The following is a 23,557-nucleotide window of genomic DNA, read 5'->3' on the forward strand; positions in this document are numbered from 1 at the left end:
GTCAGTCGGCCCTATTGTGATATCGGACTAATATAAAGATGTGTACTGAAATTAAACTGTTGGTCGTTTCTGACGATAAGACCCTTGACCCATAAGCGTACACGCTTACGAGCGTTAGGGAACTTACTACGTATGTCTTCCTCTACTTCAGTTAGTTCCACTCTTACTTCAACATCCTTCAAACGAGGCTCATACTTAGTTATGGTGGCTTCAAGTGACTGTCTGACCTTTTCTTCCCAATCCTCGTTCTTTAAGACTTGATTAAATTCTAAGTCCCAAATAACCGATCCGTAATCTTCCCTTCCCTCTACTTCACCACACCGGGAAACAACCAACATCATCAGATGTTGTGCTATTGATTCCTCATAAGAACATCGTTGAATCTGACCATTTAAGGCCCCTGACAAATCCAGCGGCAGTTTTAGATAGTTCATTCTACGCTTTTAATTGTTGTGCAAATATATATTATTTTTAATAGATATAGGTGTTTTTTTAGGATTTTAATGATTTATAAGTATTTGATTACTAATCATGTTAGACCTTCTGAATAGCTGCGTTTGTTATAAAACTTTATCTCTCAACACTTTGAACACTTACTACCTTTCTGCAAGGAGAGTACGACTGTCGCTCGTGTTATCATTATTTATCATCTCTGTACACCTTATTATATATAGGACATCGCTCTATCCTACACTGAACATCGTTCTCTGCTAACGACTCTTCACACCTCCCGTCGCCCACTATCTACATCTTCCCTCGTCCATCTCTTCAGTCCTTTCCCCGTTTCCAGAGCTTTATAGAGCCATAAAAAATCATTACATCTTATCAAGCAACTCACCATCAAAACAAGCGTATAATATCCTCTTGCATCAAGATTGTAACCTCCAAGCAATCAACACATTACAAACAGCGCTCGAGAACACGCCCTTCTTGCCCCAAGAAGGGCATGTTCTCAAACGGAGAAGGGCGTGTTCTCGAACATAGAAGAGCGAAAAAAAATGACAAGAGGATAGGTGGGTAGAGGGGACCTCCCCCAGCCCCTCCGAAGGAGGGGAGCCCCAAGCTGCTAAGACCTCCCCCAGCCCCTCCGAAGGAGGGGAGCACCAAGCTGCTAAGAGAAAACCAATGACGTTTGTAGTTGTGGATGTTTAATATGATATTACTAACATGTAGACTTTAATACTCAATAGTAAATATCTAACACCCAACAAAACACTCCATCAACACCTAACACTCATCACCTAACACCCCAACTATCAACACCCAACGCCCAACAAAACAATCCATCAACACTTAACATTTACCACCCATCATCCAACAATGCACTTCATCAACACCTAACACTTAACACCTAACACCCCAACTATCATCACCCACCACCCAACCCCTGCCACCTGTCGCCCATAGTTAAAAAACTCTAAACCCCATGGGGAGCAATAGCTCAATACATGTTCAGAATAAAAACAATCAATAAAATATAATAAAAAAAACGCTTATAAAATTCTTTTCACATTTAAATTACGATATTTTCATGTAAATTTTATAGTTTTGTGCCTGATTATAAACATTCTTGTAAAGGATTAATATAAAACTTAAACATAAAAGACATGGCCATTTACGATTATGGAATTGGTGGTAATGAGGTAAACGTTGACGCTAATGAGTCAATTGCCGACATCCCTTCCAACAGAACATTATTAGTACAGAAATTAACCGACGAGGCTCCTGTAAGTCCTGAAACAGTGTACGGCTTGCAGACTGTAGAGGATGTTTTCGAGCACTTCTCACCATCTGTTAATGTCGAAATGCAGGACGACAACGGCGAGGACGTACTTGAGACGATGCGATTCAAGAACTTAGGCGACTTCAATGCAGATAAGTTAAAGGAGAACAGTGACTTCCTTAGTAAGCTTGATGTTGAGAAGGAACAGAATATAAAGATAGCTCGTCAGCTCTCATCAAACAAAGCTTTGCTGAAAGCCTTGGCTAACCCTGAAACACGACAAGCCATCTTAGACTTGTTACAGAGCTCACTTGACGAGGTTAATAACGCTGATGCTAAATAATCATCTTAATGAATTAGGAAATGGATAATAATAAAATAAAAGCGAAGGAACAGCAGGCTCCTGTGGTAAATAAGTCGACCGTTGCACAACAAAGTACCTCGTCTGCTGCTGCCGCACTTGATAAACTGAAGGAATACGGTGGTTTTACCTTCTTAGAAAATATCATTGACGGATTCTCTAATCTCAACCCTTCACGCAAAGCACGCCGTAACATCTTCCTCTCTGATGCGCAGTGGGAGAACGAACGTAAGGTTCTGGCCAATCGTTTGGAGGTCTGGATCGACCTCTTAAAGTCTGGTCAATCAGCTGAACAGATGAGAGATAAGGCGAAAGAAAGAGCCCTTCATGTTGAGGACTTACTGAATAAGAACCTTAATAAAGTTCTTGCTCGTACACGTGAGTTAGAGACGGCTTATCGCTCAGTGGCCCTCTTCTATCGTAACACGGAGAGTCAGAAGGTGAAGAACATCACGATTGTCAATGCCGAGATGGACCAGTTGACCGACTTGGACAATCCGCTCTTCATTGACTATATTAGTAATGAACTTAAACAGAACTTCGACCGCTTAGACCTGCGTCGTAACTATTCTCTGCTTGTCATCCCAGGCTACTTAGGCTCAAACGCAGTGCTTGACAAATGGGGAAAGATTGCCCATAGCAATAAGGTAATGCTCCTTACTGACTTCCAAGACTTGGAGACTCCGGATGATGTAGTCGACATCTTCTTTAATGCCGACCACTCTGGTGGCGACATCTATAAGTCGAATATCATCATGACTTGTAACTGGCTCTTAGGTAGACAGAAGGTTGTTCAGGTAGGAGAAGAGGACAACCTCTATGTTCCGGGTTCGTCTGCTCTTGCTGGAAAGATATACAGTACACTGATGTCACAGGTCGTTGCTGGTAAGAAGTTCGGCGGTCTGAACGATGTTGAGAGCGTCCATTTCGACTTGAAGAAGAGTGAGATTTCGGAGATTGAACGCATGGGTCTTGTACCGATGGTCAATGAGTATAGCAAGGTGATGGCCTTCTCTGCTAAGACACTCTTCAATGGTGACAACCTTGGATTGCAGACTTACTCAGTCGTTCGAGTGTTCGATTACATCTCTAAGGTGCTCTTCGATTTCCTAAACCGCCGTGCCTTCGAGAACTGGACCACCCGTACTGAGGCCGACTTAAGGAGCCAGATTGTTAAATTCCTTGATAGTATCCAAGGTCCTACACGTCTGATTGAGAAGTTTAGGGTTATCAGAATTGAGCAAGACCCTAATCAGAAGGACCGTGTCTTACTGGACATCCACATCACTCCTTACTTCCCTGCAAAGAGCTTTGTGATACAGTTAGAGGGCCGAAAGGGCGAGGAACCAGAGGAAGCTAACTGGGAAAGCCAGTATAAACAAGATAAATAAGCTATCGCTTAACACGTCTTATTAAGTGGAATGAATGCCGTTAACCATCGGTGTTCATTCCACTTTTCTATTTTAAAGACTGATGGCTCACAAGGGGGTGGACATGTTGACGAGTTTACAAGTTGACGAGTGGATGGGTTGACAAGTAGTTGGCTTGATAGAGATAGAGCTTTAGCGGTTTTTACAAGGTCGTTGATAAGTCACTGATTGACTAATGTTTACAAATATATACTGGTATTACAATCTTCAAAGTGTTACTTTCATTTTGGGTGATAGAGCGTAGGTAAAATAGAAGAAAACGGTTGAAGAAAGAAGAGAAGAATACTACTCGGATACGACAGGTTTGTGAAAACAATCGGACACTTTCGCTTTAAGTGCATAAAAAGGGGCTTATCATTGGCATTTTTCAGAATTTATGAGTAACTTTGCCATGTGGCAGTGTGCACTTACCTAAGCCGTAGAGAATTACACTTCACAACACACAAACAAGTTATAAACGGATTATTGAATGAAAGAATTTATCATATCTGATGTAAAAACAGAAACAGCAGTACTCGTAGGTCTCATCACCAAGGAGCAAAACGAGGATAAAACGAAGGAATATCTTGATGAGTTAGAGTTCCTCGCTGATACTGCTGGGGCGGTTACTGTGAAGCGGTTCACGCAGAGAGTGACGGGTCCAAGTGTTGTCACCTACGTCGGCAAGGGTAAACTGGAGGAGATTAGAGACTATATAAAACTAAAGGACGAGGAGGAGGAACCTATCGGTATGGTTATCTTCGACGATGAACTGTCGGCAAAACAGATACGTAATATCGAAAAGGAGCTCGGTGTCAAGATATTAGACCGTACCTCGCTCATCCTCGATATATTTGCTATGCGCGCACAGACAGCCAATGCCAAGACGCAGGTGGAGCTGGCGCAGTATCGTTACATGCTGCCTCGCTTGCAACGTCTGTGGACTCACCTCGAACGACAAGGAGGTGGTTCTGGCTCTGGAGGCGGTAAGGGCTCGGTGGGTCTACGTGGTCCGGGTGAGACGCAGTTAGAGATGGACCGACGCATTATCTTGCAACGTATGACCCTTCTAAAGCAACGTCTTGCAGAGATAGACAAGCAGAAGGTGACACAGAGAAAGAACCGTGGTCGCATGATTCGAGTCGCTTTAGTGGGCTATACGAACGTGGGTAAGTCTACTACTATGAACCTTCTGGCTAAGAGTGAGGTGTTTGCAGAGAATAAGCTCTTTGCTACGCTCGACACAACTGTGCGTAAGGTCGTTGTGGATAACCTACCTTTCCTATTGGCTGACACCGTAGGCTTTATCCGTAAGTTGCCCACTGACTTGGTCGATTCATTCAAGTCTACACTCGATGAGGTGCGGGAAGCCGACCTACTCTTACATGTTGTGGATATCTCACATCCTGACTTTGAAGAGCAGATACAGGTCGTCAACCAGACTCTCAGCGAACTGGGCTGTGCTGACAAACCGTCTATGCTTATCTTCAACAAGATTGACAATTATCATTGGATAGAGAAAGAGGAAGACGACCTCACCCCTGCTACAAAGGAGAATATGACCTTGGACGAACTGAAGAGGACTTGGATGGCCAAAGAACACGACAATTGTCTATTCATTTCGGCTAAGAATAAGGAGAACATCGACGAGTTCAAGGAGGTTCTCTATAAGAAGGTGCGTGAGTTACACGTACAGAAATATCCTTATAATGACTTCCTCTACAATATTGAAGAGGAATAATGAGGGTAGGCAATAGGCCTAATTGCTCGATAGGGCCTTATTGGCCTTATTTGCCCAATAGGCCCTATAAGGCCTATAAGGCCAATTCCCTAATAAGGCTAATAAGCCTAATAAGCCCAATAAGGCTAATTGCCAAATAAGGCTAATAAGCCTAATAAGTCCAATAAGGCTAATTGCCTAATAAGGCTAATAAGCCTAATAAGCCCAATAAGCCTAATAAAAACAACCAAAAGAGATAGTTTATGCAATATCGTTCCCTTACCTTTGAAGAGATTGAAACCCTCGAGAGCAATAGCTGTTGGGCGGAAGATTGGAACCAAGTAAAGGTTGCTGAGGATGGATTTCAAGCCAAGTTCTTCCATAGAGTAATGTTCTATGGAGACATACAGTTGGGTTGTGTGCAGAAAGAAGTTGAGATAACAAAAGGCTTTGTCAAGCATTCTGGTATCAACGATGCGACCCTACGTAATGTAACCGTTGGTAATAACTGCCTGATAGAGAAGGTCGGCAACTATATTAATAACTATACTATTGGGGATGATTGTCTCATCTCTAATATCTCTGTCATGGAGACTACGGAGGGAGCAACATACGGTGAAGGTAACCTTATATCGGTGTTGAACGAGGTAGGAGACGGTAATGTCATCTTCTTCCATGACCTTAATAGCCAGTTCGCAGCCTTTATGGTGAAGCACTTCAACGACAAAGACCTTAAGAATGCCATACGTAGACTGGTCAAGGAGGAGATAGCCCGCACCAATCCTGAGCGTGGTACGATAGGTAACAACGTAAAGATTGTCAACACAAAGGAGATTACCAACACTGTTATTCAGACCGATTGCGAGATATCAGGGGCCAGTCGTCTGAGCGATTGCACCATCCTCAGCTCCGAGTATGCCAGCGTCTACATCGGAACGGGCGTCATCTGCGAGAACTCTATCATCTCTGATGGGTCGAGTATAGTAAATAGTGTGAAGATGCAAGACTGCTTCGTGGGTGAAGCCTGCCAGATAAGCAATGGCTTCACAGCCTCACAGAGCGTCTTCTTCGCCAATTCCTTTATGTCAAACGGTGAGGCCTGCGCTGCCTTCTGTGGCCCGTTCTGTGCCTCACATCATAAGAGTTCACTGCTTATCGGTGGTATGTTCTCTTTCTATAACGCTGGTTCTGGCACCAACTTCTCTAATCATGCGTATAAGATGGGACCAATGCATTGGGGTATCTTAGAGCGTGGCACGAAGACAGCCAGTGGTAGTTATCTGCTTATGCCAGCAACTATCGGTACGTTCTCCGTATGCTTCGGTAAGCTCATGCACCACCCTAACACAACGGCCCTACCCTTCTCTTACCTCATTGCAGAGGCCGACAAGATGTATCTCGTGCCTGGTCGCAACATTACAACAGTTGGTCTTTATCGTGACATACGCAAGTGGCCGAAGCGTGACATGCGTCCACAGCAGACACAAAAGAGCATTGTTAACTTCGACTGGCTATCCCCTTACTCTGTTGGAGAGATTTTACAAGGTAAGAAGATACTTGAGAATCTGCGTCAGGCAAGCGGTGACAATGTTTCATCCTATAACTATCATGAATACGTCATCAATGCTTCCAGTCTGCGAAAAGGTATCAAATACTATGACATCGCACTGCGTATCTACATGGGAGCCGTACTGAAACGTGCACATAAATGGGGCTTCTTTGGTAAGCCACAGACCGAGGTCGGACTCGGACGATGGGATGATCTCTCTGGCCTTCTACTCCCTGTTTCAGAGGAGCGGCGCCTCATCGAGGATGTAAAGAACGGCTGTCTTGAAACGATAGAAGAAGTGGTTAACCGCTTCGAAGAGATTAACGAGAACTATCGCATCTATCAATGGGCATGGACCTATCGCATGATACTTGAATACTATGGCATCAACGAGATCACTCCAGAGTACGATGCACGTATCAAACAAGACTATATCGAAGCTCGCCGAGCATGGATAGCAGAGATAAAGAAGGATGCCGAGAAGGAATATGAGATGGGTGATGTGGACAGAGAGGTCTTTGAATCATTCGTCCACAGCCTCGACCATGAGGTTGACTTTGAGGATTAGCATTACATTCACTACCTTATTATAATAACAAACAAATACTGATTGTATGAAAAAACATTCCCTCAACAGTTCCTTTATCAAGGGACTAAGCTTAGGACTAATGTTCCTATTTGCATCAGTGACGGTCTATGCGCAGCATTACAACTATGAGAGCGTCCCAAACGACCCGATGCAGACACGTATCTACACGCTGAAGAACGGTCTAAAAATCTACCTTTCCGTCAACAAAGAGAAGCCTCGTGTACAGACATACATCGCTGTGCGCACTGGTTCTCGCAATGATCCAAAGGAGACAACAGGCCTTGCACACTACTTAGAGCACCTGATGTTTAAGGGTACTACCCACTTTGGCTCATCTAATGTAGAGGCAGAACGCCCTTACCTCGACTCTATCGAGGCTCGTTTCGAGCAATATCGCCGTATCACAGACCCTGCTGCTCGCAAGCTGTGGTACCACCAGATTGACTCTATCTCACAACTTGCAGCCCGTTATAATATCCCGAATGAGTACGACAAGATGATGACCGCCATCGGTAGTGAGGGTACTAACGCTTATACATCAAATGATGTAACGTGTTATGTAGAGAATATTCCATCCAACGAGATAGACACTTGGGCAAGAGTTCAGGCCGATCGCTTCCAGAACATGGTTATCCGTGGATTCCACACAGAGTTGGAGGCGGTGTATGAGGAGTATAACATCGGTCTTTCAAGCGACTGGCGTAAGGTCTATGCAGCCCTCTTCGCAAAGCTCTTCCCTACCCATCCATACGGTACACAGACAACTATCGGACTCGGTGAGCACCTGAAGAATCCTTCAATCACCAATATCAAGAACTATTTCAAGAAGTATTATGTACCTAACAACATCGCCATCTGTCTTTCAGGCGACCTCGACCCAGACAAGACAGTAGCAGCGATTGACAAGTACTTTAGCAGCTGGCAGCCAAGTGCCCACATCGACGTACCACAGTTCCCAGCCCAGCCTGTACTCACAGCACCCGTCGACACGACTGTTGTTGGTAAGGAAGCTCCTATGCTCTTCATGGGTTGGCGCGCTGAACCAAGCAATTCTCAACAGATCGATACATTAGAGATTGTGGCCCAACTCTTGTCTAACGGACAAGCAGGACTCTTCGATCTCGACCTCAGTCAGAAGATGAAAGTACAAGAGATAGAGGCTGGAGTGACCGATATGAACGACTACTCCGTCTTTTATGTCTATGGACAGTCTAAGAGCGGACAGACTTTACAGGAGGTACGTAGCCTTGCCTTGGATGAAATAGAGAAACTTAAGAAGGGAAACTTCTCTGATGATCTGTTGCCATCTATCGTTAACAACTACAAGCGCTACTACTATAAGCAGTTAGATAACAATCAGTTCCGTGCGAAACAGTATGTGGATGCTTTCATCAACCACAAAGACTGGAAGAAGGAGGTCGATAAGCTCAATCGCATCTCAAAGTTGACAAAGGCCGAGATAGTAAAGTTTGCTAATCAATTCTTCCGTAACGACTTCGCTTGTGTATACAAGGAACAGGGCAACGACACCACTATCAAGAAGGTTGAGAAGCCTACTATCACACCTATCCCTACCAATAACGAAAAGCAGAGCGATTTCCTTAAGGAGATTGTAAACACCAAGACAACGCCTATTCAGCCACAGTTTGTTGACTTCAAGCGTGACCTTACGAAGGCAACAACCAAGAAGGGCTTGCCTGTTCTCTATAAGCAGAACACAAGCAACGACCTCTTTACAATGTGCTTCGTAATTCCTTTCGGTTCTGAGCACTCTCCAATGCTCAGCTATGCAGGCGGTTATCTCGATTACTTAGGTACTAACAAGCTCAATAACGAGCAGGTAAGACAGCAGTTCTATAAGCTTGCTTGCGATTATAGTATCAGTGAGAGCTATGACCGTTCATATATCACACTGAGCGGACTGAACGCTAACTTGCCACAAGCACTTGCCCTGTTGAACAACTTACTCAACAATGCTAAGGTCGACAAAGAGGCTTACGAGCTTTATGTTGACCAAGTTGTCAAGGCACGCAAAGACAATAAAGCAAACCAGAAGGCTAACTTCTCTGCACTAAGAAACTATGCGTCTTTCGGTGAGTATAACCCAACACGTAACATCATCAGCGAACAGAAGCTGAAAGCAATGAACCCACAAGAGTTCCTTAATGTCTTGAAGAGCTTAAAGAACTACAAGCAGACCGTACTCTACTATGGTCCTTCAAGTCTGAAAGAGGTCGACCTTCTTGTCAGCAAGACTATTCAGTCGCCTAAGAAATTCGCTGAGGTGCCTGCTGCAAAACGCTATACAGAGCAGACAACACCTAAGAACGAGGTTATCATTGCACCTTACGATGCGAAGAACATATACATGGTTCAACTCCATAACCAGAACCAGCAGTGGTCTGCCGACCGTGCTCCTATCATCGCACTCTTCAATGAGTACTTCGGAGGAGGTATGAATGCCATCGTCTTCCAAGAGTTACGTGAGGCACGCGGATTGGCTTATTCTGCTTATGCACAGTATGATTCGCCAACCCGTTTGGGCGATAGTGAGAGCTTCTACACCTATATCATCACACAAAACGATAAGATGATGGACTGCGTAGGCGAGTTCAATAAGCTCCTCAATAACGTCCCTGTACGCCAGAGTGGCTTCGACCTTGCAAAGCAGAGCTTGATGAAGAACCTTGCTTCACAGCGTACAACAAAGTACTCTGTACTGACCGCTTATCTTGCTCTACAGCGTTTAGGCCTCGATAGCTCATTGAGTGAAAAGATCTACAAGGCCCTTCCAAGTCTGCAACTGCAGGATGTTATCAACTTCGAGAAGGAGTATATTGCTAACAAGACCTTCAAGTATATCATCCTTGGCAACGAGAAAGAGCTTGACATGAAGGCCTTGGAGAAGATTGCACCTATCAAGAGAGTAACGACAGAAGAGATTTTCGGCTATTAATAAACAGTAAGAACAGAATACAAAAACATATTATAAACAAATAGAACAAAACCTGTCTGCCCTAACAACAAAGGGCAGACAGCTAAACAAAACATTATGGCAGAGTTCAAGTATGCACCAATGTTCCAATTGGGCAAAGATGACACTGAGTATCGCCTCGTATCTAAAGAGGGTATCAGCGTTGGTGAGTTTGAAGGTAAAGAGATTTTGAAGGTGAGCAAGGAAGCACTTACCTTGTTGGCACAGGAGGCTTTCCACGATTGTGAGTTCATGCTTCGTCGTGCACACAATGAGCAAGTTGCGAAGATACTGACCGACCCAGAGGCTTCTGAGAACGATAAGTATGTTGCGCTTCAGTTCCTTCGTAATGCCGAGACGGCCGTGAAGGGCGTGTTGCCTTTCTGCCAAGATACGGGTACGGCTATCATCCATGGCGAGAAAGGTCAGCAGGTTTGGACAGGCTTCGAGGACGAGGAAGCACTCTCTCGTGGCGTTTTCAACACCTTTACTGAGGAGAACCTGCGTTACTCACAGAACGCTCCTCTGAATATGTATGACGAGGTTAACACTAAATGTAACCTCCCCGCACAGATCGACATCGAGGCTGTTGAGGGTGCTGAATACCGTTTCATCATGGTAGCTAAGGGTGGTGGCTCTGCCAACAAGACCTATTTCTACCCAATGACCAAGGCTACTATTCAGAATGAAGGTACTCTTATACCTTTCCTCGTTGAGAAGATGAAGAGCCTTGGAACGGCTGCTTGCCCTCCATACCACATCTGCTTCGTGATTGGTGGTACTTCTGCAGAGAAGAACCTCCTCACTGTTAAGCTCGGAAGTATCAAGTATTACGACAATCTCCCTACTACTGGCGACGAGACAGGACGTGCTTTCCGCGACCTCGACCTCGAAGAGAAGCTCCTTAAAGAGGCTCATAAGATTGGTCTTGGAGCACAGTTCGGGGGTAAGTACTTGGCTCACGACATCCGTATCATCCGTCTGCCACGTCACGGTGCAAGCTGCCCTATCGGTATGGGTGTTAGCTGTTCTGCCGATCGTAACATCAAAGCAAAGATTAATAAGGACGGTATTTGGTTGGAGAAGATGGACACCAACCCTGGTGAACTAATCCCTGAAGAGTATCGCAAGCCTGGAGAAGGAGCGAAGGGCGTAGAGATCGACCTCGACAAGGGTATGGATGCTGTTCGTGCTGAGCTGACTAAGTATCCTGTCTCAACTCGTGTTAACCTCAAGGGTACCATCATCGTGGCGCGTGACATCGCTCATGCTAAGCTCAAAGCACGCTTAGATGCTGGCGAGGATCTGCCTGATTACATCAAGAACTACCCTGTCCTCTATGCTGGACCAGCCAAAACACCAAAGGGTTATCCATGTGGTTCAATGGGCCCAACCACTGCCAACCGTATGGACCCATACGTTGATGAGTTCCAAGAGCATGGCGGTTCGCTCGTGATGATTGCTAAGGGTAACCGTACACAGGCTGTGACAGATGCCTGCCAGAAGCATGGTGGCTTCTACCTCGGTACTATCGGCGGTGTAGCCGCTGTCCTTTCACAGAGTAGCATCAAGAGTATTGAGTGCGTAGAGTACCCAGAGTTGGGTATGGAAGCTGTTTGGAAGATTACCGTTGAGGACTTCCCTGCCTTCATCCTCGTCGATGACAAGGGTCATGACTTCTTCAAAGAGCTGAAGCCTTGGACTGGCTGTAGCTGCAAGAAGTAATCCTTCACATACATATCACGGCTCTACCAACGATGGTTGTAATCGTAATTCGTAGGAGAGGACATCCCCTCTCCTAACGAAACGTGGGTATAGCCTCATCTTACAAAGCGGTATAAGACGTACATTCTCGGCGTCCTTATATCGCTTTTTTATTTGCTCCTTTCTCGAAAAATACCACCCTATCGACTGCGAAATATATTTACATTATAAGTATAATAAGTTCCACTAAAACGCCTAAGTTACTTCTCTCTATCATTACCGTAACTCTCATCGTATCAATCACTTGCCAAAAACGAAAGAAGAAGACGCTTCTCTAAGTTCAAGAAGGGCGTGTTCTGCATGCAAGAAGGGCGTGTTCTGCGTGCTAAACAGGCGACTTCTACAAGGGAGAGGGGCGTATTCTCAAACCGAGGAGTGAATTTTCTTTACATTACAGGTAGGGCACATGCGGTTGCATGTAGCCTTCCTCTCAATAAGACAACCCGCAGGTAAAACGCTGGGGAGTTTTTTCTCTCACAGAACTCACAGATTTAACAGAGCCTTTTGGCGCACATTTCGAGCCCACAGAACGCCTTCGGCATACAGAGGGCACAGAGGCCTTTCAACTAACATTAGCTGTAACGCTCTGTGAAATCGGTTGACTTAATGTCTCTGTGGAATGCTGTGTGTTCTGTTCTTCTGTGTTCTCTGTGAGAAATAGAACGCACCCTCTCGATGAGATTAGACTTATGAGGCTTGCTGGGGAGTTTTTTCTCTCACAGATCTCACAGATTTGACAGACCCTTTTGGCGCACAGTTTTGAACTCACAAGAGAGTGGCCCCTCCCCCAACCCCTCCCCCGCAGGGAGGGGCGTGATATGTGAGGTTACCCCTACAAGACTGCCATTAAGGGACATAACGAAGCCTACATCCTTTTTATAGGGGTATCTCGGTGATTACTCCCCTTCCCTTCGGGGGAGGGGCCGGGGGAGGGGCCGCTATCTTTCTGACCCCTGTGTGTTCTGTTCATCTGTGTTTTTCTGTGAGAAATAGAACGTACCCTCTCGATGAGATTAGGCCTATGAGGCTTGCTGGGGAGTTTTTTCTCTCACAGACCTCACAGATTTGACAGACCCTTTTGCGCACAGTTTCGAACCCACAAGATACTGGCCCCTCCCCCAACCCCTCCCCTGCAGGGAGGGGCGTGATATGTGAGGTTACCCCTACAAGACTGCCATTAAGGGACATAACGAAGCCTACATCCTTTTTATAGGGGTATCTCGGTGATTACTCCCCTTCCCTTCGGGGGAGGGGCCGGGGGAGGGGCCGCTATTTTTCTGACCCCTGTGTGTTTTGTTCTTCTGTGTAAATCTGTGAGAAAAAACACACCAAGACACTCCTACAAGACTTCTAATAAGGGACAATGCGAAGCCTATATCCACTCTATAGGGGTATCTCGGTGATCACTCCCCTTCCCTTCGGGGGAGGGGAAGGGGGAGGGGCCAGCTGAGGCCAGAAGGGTGTTGGATGTTGGGTGTTAGGTGATGATGTTATGTGCTGTCATCACTGTCCTTTGTAAGAGAACATCAATCTTCATCAATATAGAAAGATTTATTCTTCTAAATAGTTGCGCCGTATTGAATATTATTATATATTTGCAATAGATTAGATAATACCGTCAGATAGAATGCAGTTAGGAGCACAGAACATCGTAGAAAGATAACTTTAAACCAAGAAAAGATATGATGGACATCATTGTAATATTACTGATGAGCTTACCACTAATCGTTATCGGCAGCACTATCGGACCTGATTCTTCTATCAATTTTGGGTCAAGAATACCGAAAGCGAAACTTAAAAGTGTGGAAGGACTTAAACGGCTGAGGAGGATAAAGATAGCACTAATATTAGCTGGTAGCATCATCCTCGTCGGTGGCTTCACCTGTTTTGTCTTTCATTGGGAAACTTATCAACTTGTCGTCATACTCATCCCTGAGATAGTAGCTATCGTTTACATGCTGTTACAGCTGTACATGATAGAGAAGAAAGGGAAAGGCTTGCTCGTGCTCATGCTTTCTATCATTGTGATATTAGGTATGATTCCTCTCATTGCAGCCCTCCCAATCACTGGGAACGATAACGACACGATGATTAGAAATGATACGCTGTTTATTGAAGGGTCGTATGCTAAGGAAATACCGATAGCAAGTATTACACAAGTAGACGGCAACGCAACGGTGCCACCCATTGGGGTAAGAACAAACGGGATGTCACTTGGCGAAATTAATGTGGGTCATTTCAAGACCGAAGAAGGGCAGGATGTGCTATTATACTTACATTCTGATGATACGAATGTGACGCATATCACGACAAAGAACAACGAAGATATTTACATTAACTTCAATGATTCGGCACGGTCAGTAGACTTCTCTAATAAGCTGAAAGCAGCTTTTTGCCAACAAACCAAACACAAATAAGACTACGTCTTAAACTCATCTAAAGACAAGTATTCAGCGATTAAGAGCCTCTAACAGTAGGGGTTCTATCAGCTTTCACAGCCGTGATGGTTTGTGAAAGCTGTTCTTGCATATTCATAATAAAGTGTAAATGCGTTAAACCTCTTATTTCCTGCATCTATTACAGTGTTTTTTACTACCTTTGCAGAATAAATCCTTGTCAAGAGACAACGGACGAAAGTATCAATCGACAATAATAAATCATACAGAGATAATCATGTTAATAGACTACAAGAAGGTAAACATATATCAAGATGAACGCTTAATTCTGAAAGACGTTGACTTTCAAGCAGAAACAGGAGAGTTTATCTATCTCATTGGCCGGGTTGGTTCGGGTAAGAGTTCGCTGTTGAAAACACTCTATGGCGAGCTGGACATTGACAGTGAAGACGCAGAGAAGGCAGTCGTACTTGAGGAGAGTATGCCCAATATCAAGCGTAGTCGCATCCCTTCCCTACGTAAGCAAATGGGTATTATCTTCCAAGACTTCCAACTCTTACATGACCGTTCTGTAGCAAAGAACCTCAAGTTTGTCTTGCAGGCAACGGGCTGGAACGACAGTCAAAAGATTGACCGCCGTATTGATGAGGTGTTAGCACAGGTGGGCATGACCGACAAGCGGACCAAAATGCCAAGTGAACTCTCTGGTGGAGAACAGCAGCGTATTGCCATAGCACGTGCCTTGTTGAATATTCCAAAGATTATCATTGCCGATGAACCGACTGGTAATCTCGACCCAGAGACGGCTGCCAACATCGTTAGTATCCTCAAAGACACTTGCAAGGCAGGGACGACAGTTATCATGTCAACCCATAACATCAACCTCCTCGACCAATTCCCTGGTAAGGTCTATCGCTGTCATGAAGGCGAGCTTACCCTCCTTACCGACAAGAAGCAGGTGTGCGAATTAGCCGAAGAGACGGCCCCTGTAGAGACTATTGACGAACAAGAGCCAAACGATTAAGCCCGTAGAGCTCAGCAAAAATCCACATATAGAAAGATTGAAGATGATGAAAGTAATGAAATTTGGAGGTACCTCTGTTGGTTCACCAGAACGAATGAAGAGCGTAGCCGCCTTGATAACAAAGTCAGGAGAGCCAACATTCATCGTGCTCTCAGCAATGAGTGGAACGACAAACACACTGATAGAAATATCTGACTACCTCTATCGCAAGAACCCAGAGGGTGCTAACGAACTTATCAACAGCCTCGAACAAAAATATCTCGGACACGTTGAAGAGCTGTATTCGACTGAGGAATACAAACAGAAGACACGCCAGTTCCTTAATGAAGAGTTCAACTACTTACGCACATTCACCAAGGATCTCTTCACTTCGTTCGAAGAGAAGAGCATTGTAGCACAAGGTGAGATACTCTCAACCAATATGGTTGTGAACTATCTAAAGGAACAAGGCGTTAAAGCAACATTACTTTCTGCACTCGACTTCATGCGCACTGACAAGAATGCAGAGCCTGACGCACAGTATATCAAAGAGCATCTGACAGCCATCATGGACGAGAACAAGGGCTATCAGATATATATCACACAGGGCTTCATCTGCCGTAATGCCTACGGAGAGGTGGACAACTTGCAGCGTGGTGGCTCTGATTATACGGCTTCACTCGTAGGTGCTGCTGTCAACGCTGAGGAGATTCAGATATGGACAGACATCGATGGTATGCACAACAACGACCCTCGTGTGGTGGAGAAGACCGAGGCTGTGCGCCAACTGAACTTTGAGGAAGCATCAGAGTTGGCTTATTTCGGTGCGAAGATTCTACACCCTACCTGTGTTCAACCTGCTAAGTATGCGGGTATCCCAGTTCGTTTAAAGAACACGATGGACCCTGATGCGGAGGGAACTATCATCAATAACACATTGGTAAGGAGGAAGATTAAAGCCGTGGCAGCCAAAGACAACATCACAGCCATTAAGATTAAGTCAAGCAGAATGCTTGGTGCTTCGGGCTTCCTACGTAAGGTGTTTGAAATATTCGAGAGCTATCAAACGTCTATCGACATGATTACTACCAGCGAGGTGGGCGTGTCTATGACTATAGAGAACGATAGCCACCTGTCTGAGATAGTAGATGAATTGAAGAAGTATGGCACTGTAACCGTCGATACAGATATGTGTATTGTATGCGTGGTGGGCGACCTCGACTGGAGCAATGTAGGCTTTGAGACATTAGCAACTGACGCAATGAAGGACATACCTGTACGCATGATTAGCTACGGTGGCAGCAACTACAACATCTCTTTCCTTATCCGTGAAGAGGATAAGAAGCGTGCCTTGCAGTCGCTCTCAAGCGTCCTCTTTAACTAAGGCAAGAACTGATAAATTCACAATAAGTATTTATCCGAAGGAATGAACGCCCTCGCCTGTTCATGACAAAAGCAGACAAGTGGACATACGAGGGCGTATGTCTCCTCTATAACTCAGATAAACACTACATCACGACACAACACACATGACACAAGAATTCCCTATTGATAAGTTTAATAAGATGGAGACTCCATTTTATTATTACGACTGCAACCTCCTAAGGGAGACTTTGCAAGCTATTAACAATGAGTTGAAGACGTATGAGAACTTCGTCGTTCACTATGCTGTTAAAGCCAATGCGAACGCTAAAGTACTGAATATTATCCAACAGGCAGGACTGGGAGCCGACTGTGTCAGTGGTGGTGAGATACAAAGAAGTTTAGACTGTGGCTTCCCAGCAGACAAGATTGTCTATGCTGGGGTGGGTAAAGCCGACTGGGAAATCAACCTTGGTCTGGACAAGAACATCTTCTGCTTCAACGTAGAAAGTGTCGCTGAGTTAGAGATTATCAATGAGTTAGCAGCCAAGAAGGGCAAGATAGCCAATGTTTGCTTCCGTATTAACCCTGACGTAGGGGCACATACACACGAGAAGATCACCACTGGTCTGGCTGAGAATAAGTTTGGTATTGCGATGCAGGACATGCTCCCTACCATCCTTGAAGCAAGCAGAATGCCGAACATCCACTTTATCGGCTTGCACTTTCACATCGGTTCTCAGCTGCTCGAAATGACTGATTTTCGCCACCTCTGCAGCCGCATCAACGAGATACAAGACCATCTGGAAGAGGAGAATATAACGATTAAGAACATCAATGTTGGCGGTGGATTGGGTATCGACTACGACCAGCCTGACAGCCACCCCATCCCTGACTTTAAGTCTTACTTCTATACTTTCGCACGCTATCTAAAGTTAAGAGACGGACAGAAGTTACACTTTGAGTTAGGAAGAGCAGTCGTTGGACAGATGGGAAGTCTCATTACTCGCACGCTGTATGTCAAACAAGGGATGGCTAAACAGTTCGCTATCGTAGACGCTGGAATGACCGACTTGATTCGACCTGCCCTCTATCAAGCAAGCCATAAGATAGAGAATCTATCCAACAACGGCCCTTTGTCCACCTATGACGTGGTGGGTCCGATATGCGAATCGAGTGATGTTTTTGCAAAGGCAATAGCCCTCAACACCGTACATCGGGGTGACCTGATAGCGATGCGGTCTGCTGGAGCATACGGAGAAATCATGGCTTCGCAATATAACTGTAGGAAGTTGCCTGCTGGTTACACCTCCGACGAACTATAAACAATAACGAATTAAATCAATGTTCACTTTTGATAATACAACCATCATAGCCTCAGTAGTGCTGATACTGGTAGCAGTACTGACCTCATTGCTCAATCCCTTCTTTCGAAGAGTGGGGATTGTTGCGTATGGTTTACCATCTTCTACCAACGAAAGTGACGATACAAGCACTGAAGAGGAGCCTGAGGAAGAGGGGAAGGAAACGATAGCGGAGCTTGATGACAAGGCCGAGGAACACCCATCACTACCTCCTATATCAATCATCTTCACGCCCCACGACAATGCACAGGAGCTTGCAAAGAACCTCCCACTCTATCTAAATCAGGACTATCCAACAGACTTTCAGGTGATTGTCGTGGCCCCTCAGAATGATCATGAGACAAGTGATGTGCTCAAGCGCTTTGCTTCCAACACCCATCTATACACCACCTTCATCCCTGAATCGTCTCGTTATATGAGCAAGAAGAAGCTTGCCATCACCTTAGGAGTTAAGGCGGCAAAGTATGATTGGGTCTTGATGGCTGACATCTGCTGCTTTCCTACGGGTGATAACTGGCTACAAGCTCTTGCAAGAAACTGCCAAGAAGGGAAAGAGCTCGTTGTCGGCTACACCCGATACGAGGATGAGACGCCCGACTATCGACGCTTTGAGCGTCATTACTTAGCCCGCTATTTCATGCGTGAATACCAGCATAACAGGGCCTATGCATGCCCTTTTAATGCCTTAGTGTTCCGTAAGAATACCTTCTTACAGGCTGAGGGATTTCGTGGAAACCTCAAGTATATACGTGGAGAATACGATTTCATGGTGAACAAGTATGCGAAGGCTGACAACCTGACGTTCGAGAACTCGCCTGAAGGAACGCTCATTGAAGAGGCACCAACAGATAAGGTTTGGCTCGGAGGACACCTCTTCTATATGGAGAATCGCCAACACCTTGAACGGACAACACGCCATCGTCTCCTCCCTTACATCGACCAGACGGCCCTACATGGCAATTACGTGTTGCAGTGTGCAGCACTCGCTGTCTCTTACCTCCTCGGTATGTGGACCATTACAGCAGCTGCCGGACTGGCACTTATACTATCCCTTATCCTCCGACTAACCATCGGTAAGAAAGCATTACGCCGTTTCGACTTAGACATCCCAGCATGGAAGATTATCCCATACGAGCTTGCCATTGCATGGAAGCACCTTGGTTATAAGCTAAAATACCATCGTGCAGACAAGTATGACTTCATCTCTCACAAACTATAAATGCGCATTATCCATTACATAGACAGTATAAAGGCAGGCAATCTGCTCTCTGATCAACTGCTGCGGCTCACCTCTGCGCAGGAAGAATATGCTGATGTTAAAACGATTACACAACAGGGTGATTTCAAGAAGCTCCTTGCTGATTTCCAACCCGACATCGTTCATATTCATTCTTGCTGGCAGTATCATATCGCATCCTACGCTAATTGGGCTGCAAAGAAGCATTGTGCCGTTGTCTTCTCACCGCATTGGGAACTTAACGAACGGGCAAGAACGACGGAGCAGGGCATGAGAAAGAAGGTTAAGGCCCTACTCTATCAAGCTAAGATGGTGCAATCAACGGAAGCTCTCCTCGTCAGCAGCGAGCATGAAAAGCAAGAGATACTGTCATTGGGATGGACGAAACGCATTGATGTAGTGCGTGACAGCGTATTAAACAATACGTTGACAGATGACGAGATGGCACAACAGACGATAACATTCTATCGTAAGGTGCTCGACACACGTTACCAGTTTGTCATGACGGCAATGGAGAAAGACGCCATCCCAAGCCTCCTTCACGTTGGCTTAGCAGAGGAGTCTATACACAACCTCCTACCGAGTGACCAGCTTCTCAACCTACGAAGCCTCAACCCAGAACAATGGAGAAGAGTCTTACTCTATGCTGATGACGAGGGAGTAAGGGAGATTGTCGATAGTGCTATCAGCCGTTTACAACTCAACGCACCCGCCATCGACACTGCAGCCATCCGTCGTTTCCCATTGTTACGACCCAAGGAAACAACGTCGGTGGACACTGACAAACTCGTCGGGAACCTCCCCATGACCCGTCAAAGGCTCGATGACTATACAAGCAAAGAAGACGCTATCTTCAAGCAGATAGCTACCATCATTGCAAACACGCGTCAGATAGAACGGAAAAAGAGACTGTCACTGCGCTTACTGACTGATTTATACAAAGTTATAAAGTATAATGACTACGACGAAGACCGCTTAGCAGAGGTGCTTCGCCACCTGCGTCTCTATCGCTATTCATGTCGGATAATACAACTACTGGCGGAGAAGACGCTCCTAAAAGAGGGGTTTATGCCCTTCCCTCCACGCAATGATAGGAAGACAAAGGGCATGATACGCAATAATTTCGAACAAAGACATTGAACATGAAAAAGAAGAAATACGACTTAAAAAAGGATGAACGATATCTACGACTCTTAGCTAAATCGTTCCCAAACATCGCTGAAGCATCTACAGAAATTATCAACCTTGAGGCCATCGCACACCTTCCTAAGGGTACTGAACACTTCCTTGCCGACATTCATGGCGAGTATCAAGCGTTCCAACACGTACTGAAGAACGCCTCTGGTAACATCAAAAGAAAGGTGAACGAACTCTTCGGTGAGCGACTGAGGAACGTGGAGAAACAAGAACTATGTACCTTGATTTACTACCCAGCACAGAAGTTAGAGCTTGTTAAAAAGCAAGAGAAAGACATTAAGGATTGGTATCATATCACAATACACCGCCTCGTTGAGGTTTGTCGTGACGTATCCAGTAAATACACTCGCTCGAAGGTGAGAAAGTCATTACCAGCCGATTTCTCTTACATCATACAAGAGTTACTACACGAACACGCCGACGACAAGGATAAAACCGACTATGTGAGTGCTATCATCAAGACGATTATCTCCACCGGACGGGCCGACGACTTTATCATCGCTATATGCGAGGTTATCCAGCGATTAGTCATCGACCAGCTGCATATCTTGGGTGATATGTACGACAGAGGACCGGGTGCTCACATCGTTATGGACACCTTAAAGAACTATCATAACTGGGATATCACGTGGGGTAACCATGACATCCTATGGATGGGAGCGTCTGCAGGTAACGATGCTTGTATCTGTAACGTCATTCGTATTGCCCTTCGCTATGCTAACATGGCAACTATCGAGGACGGATATGGTATTAATCTTATCCAGTTGGCCACCTTCGCAATGGATGTCTATGGTGACGATCTATGCGAGGAGTTCATCCCGAAGGTATCAAAAGACAATCCGCTCGACGAGCGTAGCTTGACTCTTACGGCACAAATGCACAAGGCTATCAGTGTTATTCAGTTCAAGATTGAGTCGCAGATGATAAGCCGTCACCCGCTTTGGAAGATGGATGACCGCCGCCTCCTCAATGCGATTGACTATAAGAAGGGTACGATTAAACTTGATGGCAAGGAATATCAGATGCGCTCATGCAACTTCCCTACCATCGACCCGAAGCACCCCGACAAGCTGACTGAGGCAGAACAGGCTCTCATCGACCGCCTTCATCAGTCGTTCACGGGTAGTGAGAAGCTACGTAGCCATATCCGCTCTCTGCTCCGTCATGGCTGTATGTATAACATATTCAACCATAACCTTCTCTTCCATGCATCTATCCCGCTCACCGAAGAAGGGAAACTAAAGGAGGTTGAGATAGAACCGGGTGTGAAACTGAAGGGTAAGGAGTTGCTCTATCAGACAGGTATGAAGATACGTTCGGCATTCCAGTCTAACAACGACCTACAGACAGAAGAGCAACGACAAGACGCTATTGATTTCTTCCTCTATCTATGGTCAGGACCAGACAGTCCGCTCTTTGACAAGGCTAAGATGGCCACCTTCGAACGCTATTTTATAGCCGACAAGGAGACACACCACGAGAAGAAAGGATATTACTTTGAGATGCGTGACAACGAGGAGATTGTCGACATGATTTTAGACGAGTTCGATGTGCCTCAGCCTAACCGTCATATTATCAACGGTCACATGCCTGTTCATGTCGTCAAGGGCGAGAACCCTATCAAAGCGAACGGTAAGTTGATGGTCATTGATGGTGGTTTCTCACAGGCTTACCATAAGGAGACGGGTATTGCGGGCTATACATTGGTGTTCCACTCACGTGGTTTCCAACTCGTACAGCACGAGCCTTTCACCTCAACCGAGGATGCTATCAAACGAGGAACAGACATTGTTTCGACCACACAGATTGTTGAGATGAACCAACAAAGGCTGCGTGTAGAAGATACCGATAAGGGTACAGAGCTACGCCTACAGATAGAAGCACTCGAGGAACTCCTCTATGCTTATCGAAGTGGCTTCCTTACGGAGGTAGAAAGAAAGACTCCACAGAAGGTATAAGACGAATAGAAGGGGCGCACAGTGTGTGTCCCTTCTTCTTTTTCGTCATCTTTCTGTATTGCACATTACCTGTCTACATTAGCTAAAAACATTCTTCTAATACCTTGAAAATCAAATCCTAAAATACTAAAAATAGGTGAGCTTGCACCTTTTGGACTACTGATACGAAGCGTGGGGAGGTTTTTCTCTCACGCTGGTGAGGTTTCTCTCTCACAGAATTCACAGATTTAACAGAACCTTTTTGGTGCATGCGTTTGTTCATTGGAAGTTTTTTCTCTCACAGAGCGCACAGAGTTCACGGAGCTTTTTGGCGCACATTTCGAGCCCACAGAACGCCTCCGGCATACAGAGAACACAGAGCGTTTCTGCTAAAATTGGCTGTAAGGTTCTGTGAGTTCTGCCGCCCGCAAGGGCTCTGTGAAATGCTGCGTATTCTGTTCTTCTGTGTTATTCTGTGAGAAAAAGAATGTTTGAAAGCCGTTGGGGGAGGTTTTTCTCTCACAGAACTCACAGATCTAACAGAACTTTTTGGCGCACATTTCGATTCCACAGAACGCCTCCGGCATACAGAATTCACAGAACGTTATAACCTGAACTCGGGATAAGAAATGTCTGCAAAAAGTTGGTAATCTCATTATATTTTTGTAACTTTATGGTTGAAAATCAAACAATTACAATAAACATAACAATGATTACCAAGGACAAAATTACTGAAATTTTCTGTATTGCGGATGATTTCTGCAAGGAATTTGAGTTAGAAACTGATAAAATAGGTCTCTCTGAAAAGAGTAAAGGGTGTCATCGCCATCGCCAGTGCCGTATGAGTAAATCTGAAATCATGACGATTTTAATTTGTTTCCACTTTAATTCCTATCGTAATTTTTATCACTATTATACCTTTTTCGTAAAAGAGCATTTAGCAGATTTATTTCCAAATCAATTGTCTTATAA

The 23,557-nt window shown here is 45.2% G+C and carries 14 protein-coding genes and 1 pseudogene; 14 read left to right on the forward strand and 1 reads right to left on the reverse strand.

The features are described 5' to 3' along the window. Positions 1-11 precede the first annotated feature (11 nt). On the reverse strand, positions 12-434 hold the full coding sequence (locus CHB62_RS06935) for a GPW/gp25 family protein (protein WP_009010482.1): 423 nt from the start codon (positions 432-434) through the stop codon (positions 12-14). Between the two features lie 1,173 nt (positions 435-1,607). Here CHB62_RS06935 and CHB62_RS06940 point away from each other — a divergent pair. The 14 genes and pseudogenes from CHB62_RS06940 to CHB62_RS15045 all read left to right on the forward strand — a co-directional run. Beyond that, entirely contained in the window at positions 1,608-2,066 is a 459-nt protein-coding gene (locus tag CHB62_RS06940) for a hypothetical protein (RefSeq protein WP_009010481.1), read from the forward strand. A gap of 20 nt (positions 2,067-2,086) precedes the next feature. Beyond that, the gene (locus CHB62_RS06945) at positions 2,087-3,475 is read left to right on the forward strand and encodes a DUF5458 family protein (RefSeq protein WP_009010480.1); all 1,389 of its coding nucleotides are present in this window, start codon (positions 2,087-2,089) and stop codon (positions 3,473-3,475) included. A gap of 508 nt (positions 3,476-3,983) precedes the next feature. Next, positions 3,984-5,234, forward strand: coding sequence for a GTPase HflX (gene hflX, locus CHB62_RS06950; protein ID WP_089366249.1), 1,251 nt, complete (start codon positions 3,984-3,986; stop codon positions 5,232-5,234). A gap of 242 nt (positions 5,235-5,476) precedes the next feature. Next, positions 5,477-7,330 (forward strand): DUF4954 family protein, encoded by a 1,854-nt coding sequence (locus tag CHB62_RS06955; protein WP_009010478.1) that lies wholly within the window; start codon positions 5,477-5,479, stop codon positions 7,328-7,330. Between the two features lie 46 nt (positions 7,331-7,376). Next, positions 7,377-10,307: a M16 family metallopeptidase gene (locus CHB62_RS06960; RefSeq protein ID WP_089366250.1), complete on the forward strand. Its 2,931-nt coding sequence runs from the start codon at positions 7,377-7,379 to the stop codon at positions 10,305-10,307. A 96-nt stretch (positions 10,308-10,403) separates the two neighbouring features. Beyond that, the gene (locus CHB62_RS06965; protein ID WP_089366251.1) at positions 10,404-12,050 is read left to right on the forward strand and encodes a fumarate hydratase; all 1,647 of its coding nucleotides are present in this window, start codon (positions 10,404-10,406) and stop codon (positions 12,048-12,050) included. 1,721 nt (positions 12,051-13,771) lie between these two features. Then, the gene (locus CHB62_RS14850; RefSeq protein ID WP_176414850.1) at positions 13,772-14,506 is read left to right on the forward strand and encodes a hypothetical protein; all 735 of its coding nucleotides are present in this window, start codon (positions 13,772-13,774) and stop codon (positions 14,504-14,506) included. Positions 14,507-14,762: 256 nt separating this feature from the next. Next, positions 14,763-15,509 (forward strand): cell division ATP-binding protein FtsE, encoded by a 747-nt coding sequence (locus CHB62_RS06975; protein WP_089366252.1) that lies wholly within the window; start codon positions 14,763-14,765, stop codon positions 15,507-15,509. Positions 15,510-15,555: 46 nt separating this feature from the next. Next, entirely contained in the window at positions 15,556-16,872 is a 1,317-nt protein-coding gene (locus tag CHB62_RS06980) for an aspartate kinase (protein ID WP_009010472.1), read from the forward strand. Between the two features lie 145 nt (positions 16,873-17,017). Continuing rightward, positions 17,018-18,175: a diaminopimelate decarboxylase gene (lysA, locus tag CHB62_RS06985; RefSeq protein ID WP_089366253.1), complete on the forward strand. Its 1,158-nt coding sequence runs from the start codon at positions 17,018-17,020 to the stop codon at positions 18,173-18,175. A gap of 19 nt (positions 18,176-18,194) precedes the next feature. Further along, positions 18,195-19,433 carry a glycosyltransferase gene (locus tag CHB62_RS06990; protein WP_089366254.1) on the forward strand — a complete coding sequence of 413 codons (1,239 nt, stop codon included), beginning with the start codon at positions 18,195-18,197 and terminating at the stop codon, positions 19,431-19,433. Next, on the forward strand, positions 19,434-20,591 hold the full coding sequence (locus CHB62_RS06995; protein ID WP_089366255.1) for a glycosyltransferase family 4 protein: 1,158 nt from the start codon (positions 19,434-19,436) through the stop codon (positions 20,589-20,591). A gap of 2 nt (positions 20,592-20,593) precedes the next feature. Beyond that, entirely contained in the window at positions 20,594-22,606 is a 2,013-nt protein-coding gene (locus CHB62_RS07000; RefSeq protein ID WP_089366256.1) for a fructose-1,6-bisphosphatase, read from the forward strand. A 688-nt stretch (positions 22,607-23,294) separates the two neighbouring features. Then, positions 23,295-23,557, forward strand: a pseudogene (locus CHB62_RS15045) (IS982 family transposase); the annotation flags it as partial.

The sequence above is a fragment of the Prevotella jejuni genome (genome assembly GCF_900187995.1).
GTDB classification, from domain to species: Bacteria; Bacteroidota; Bacteroidia; order Bacteroidales; family Bacteroidaceae; genus Prevotella; species Prevotella jejuni.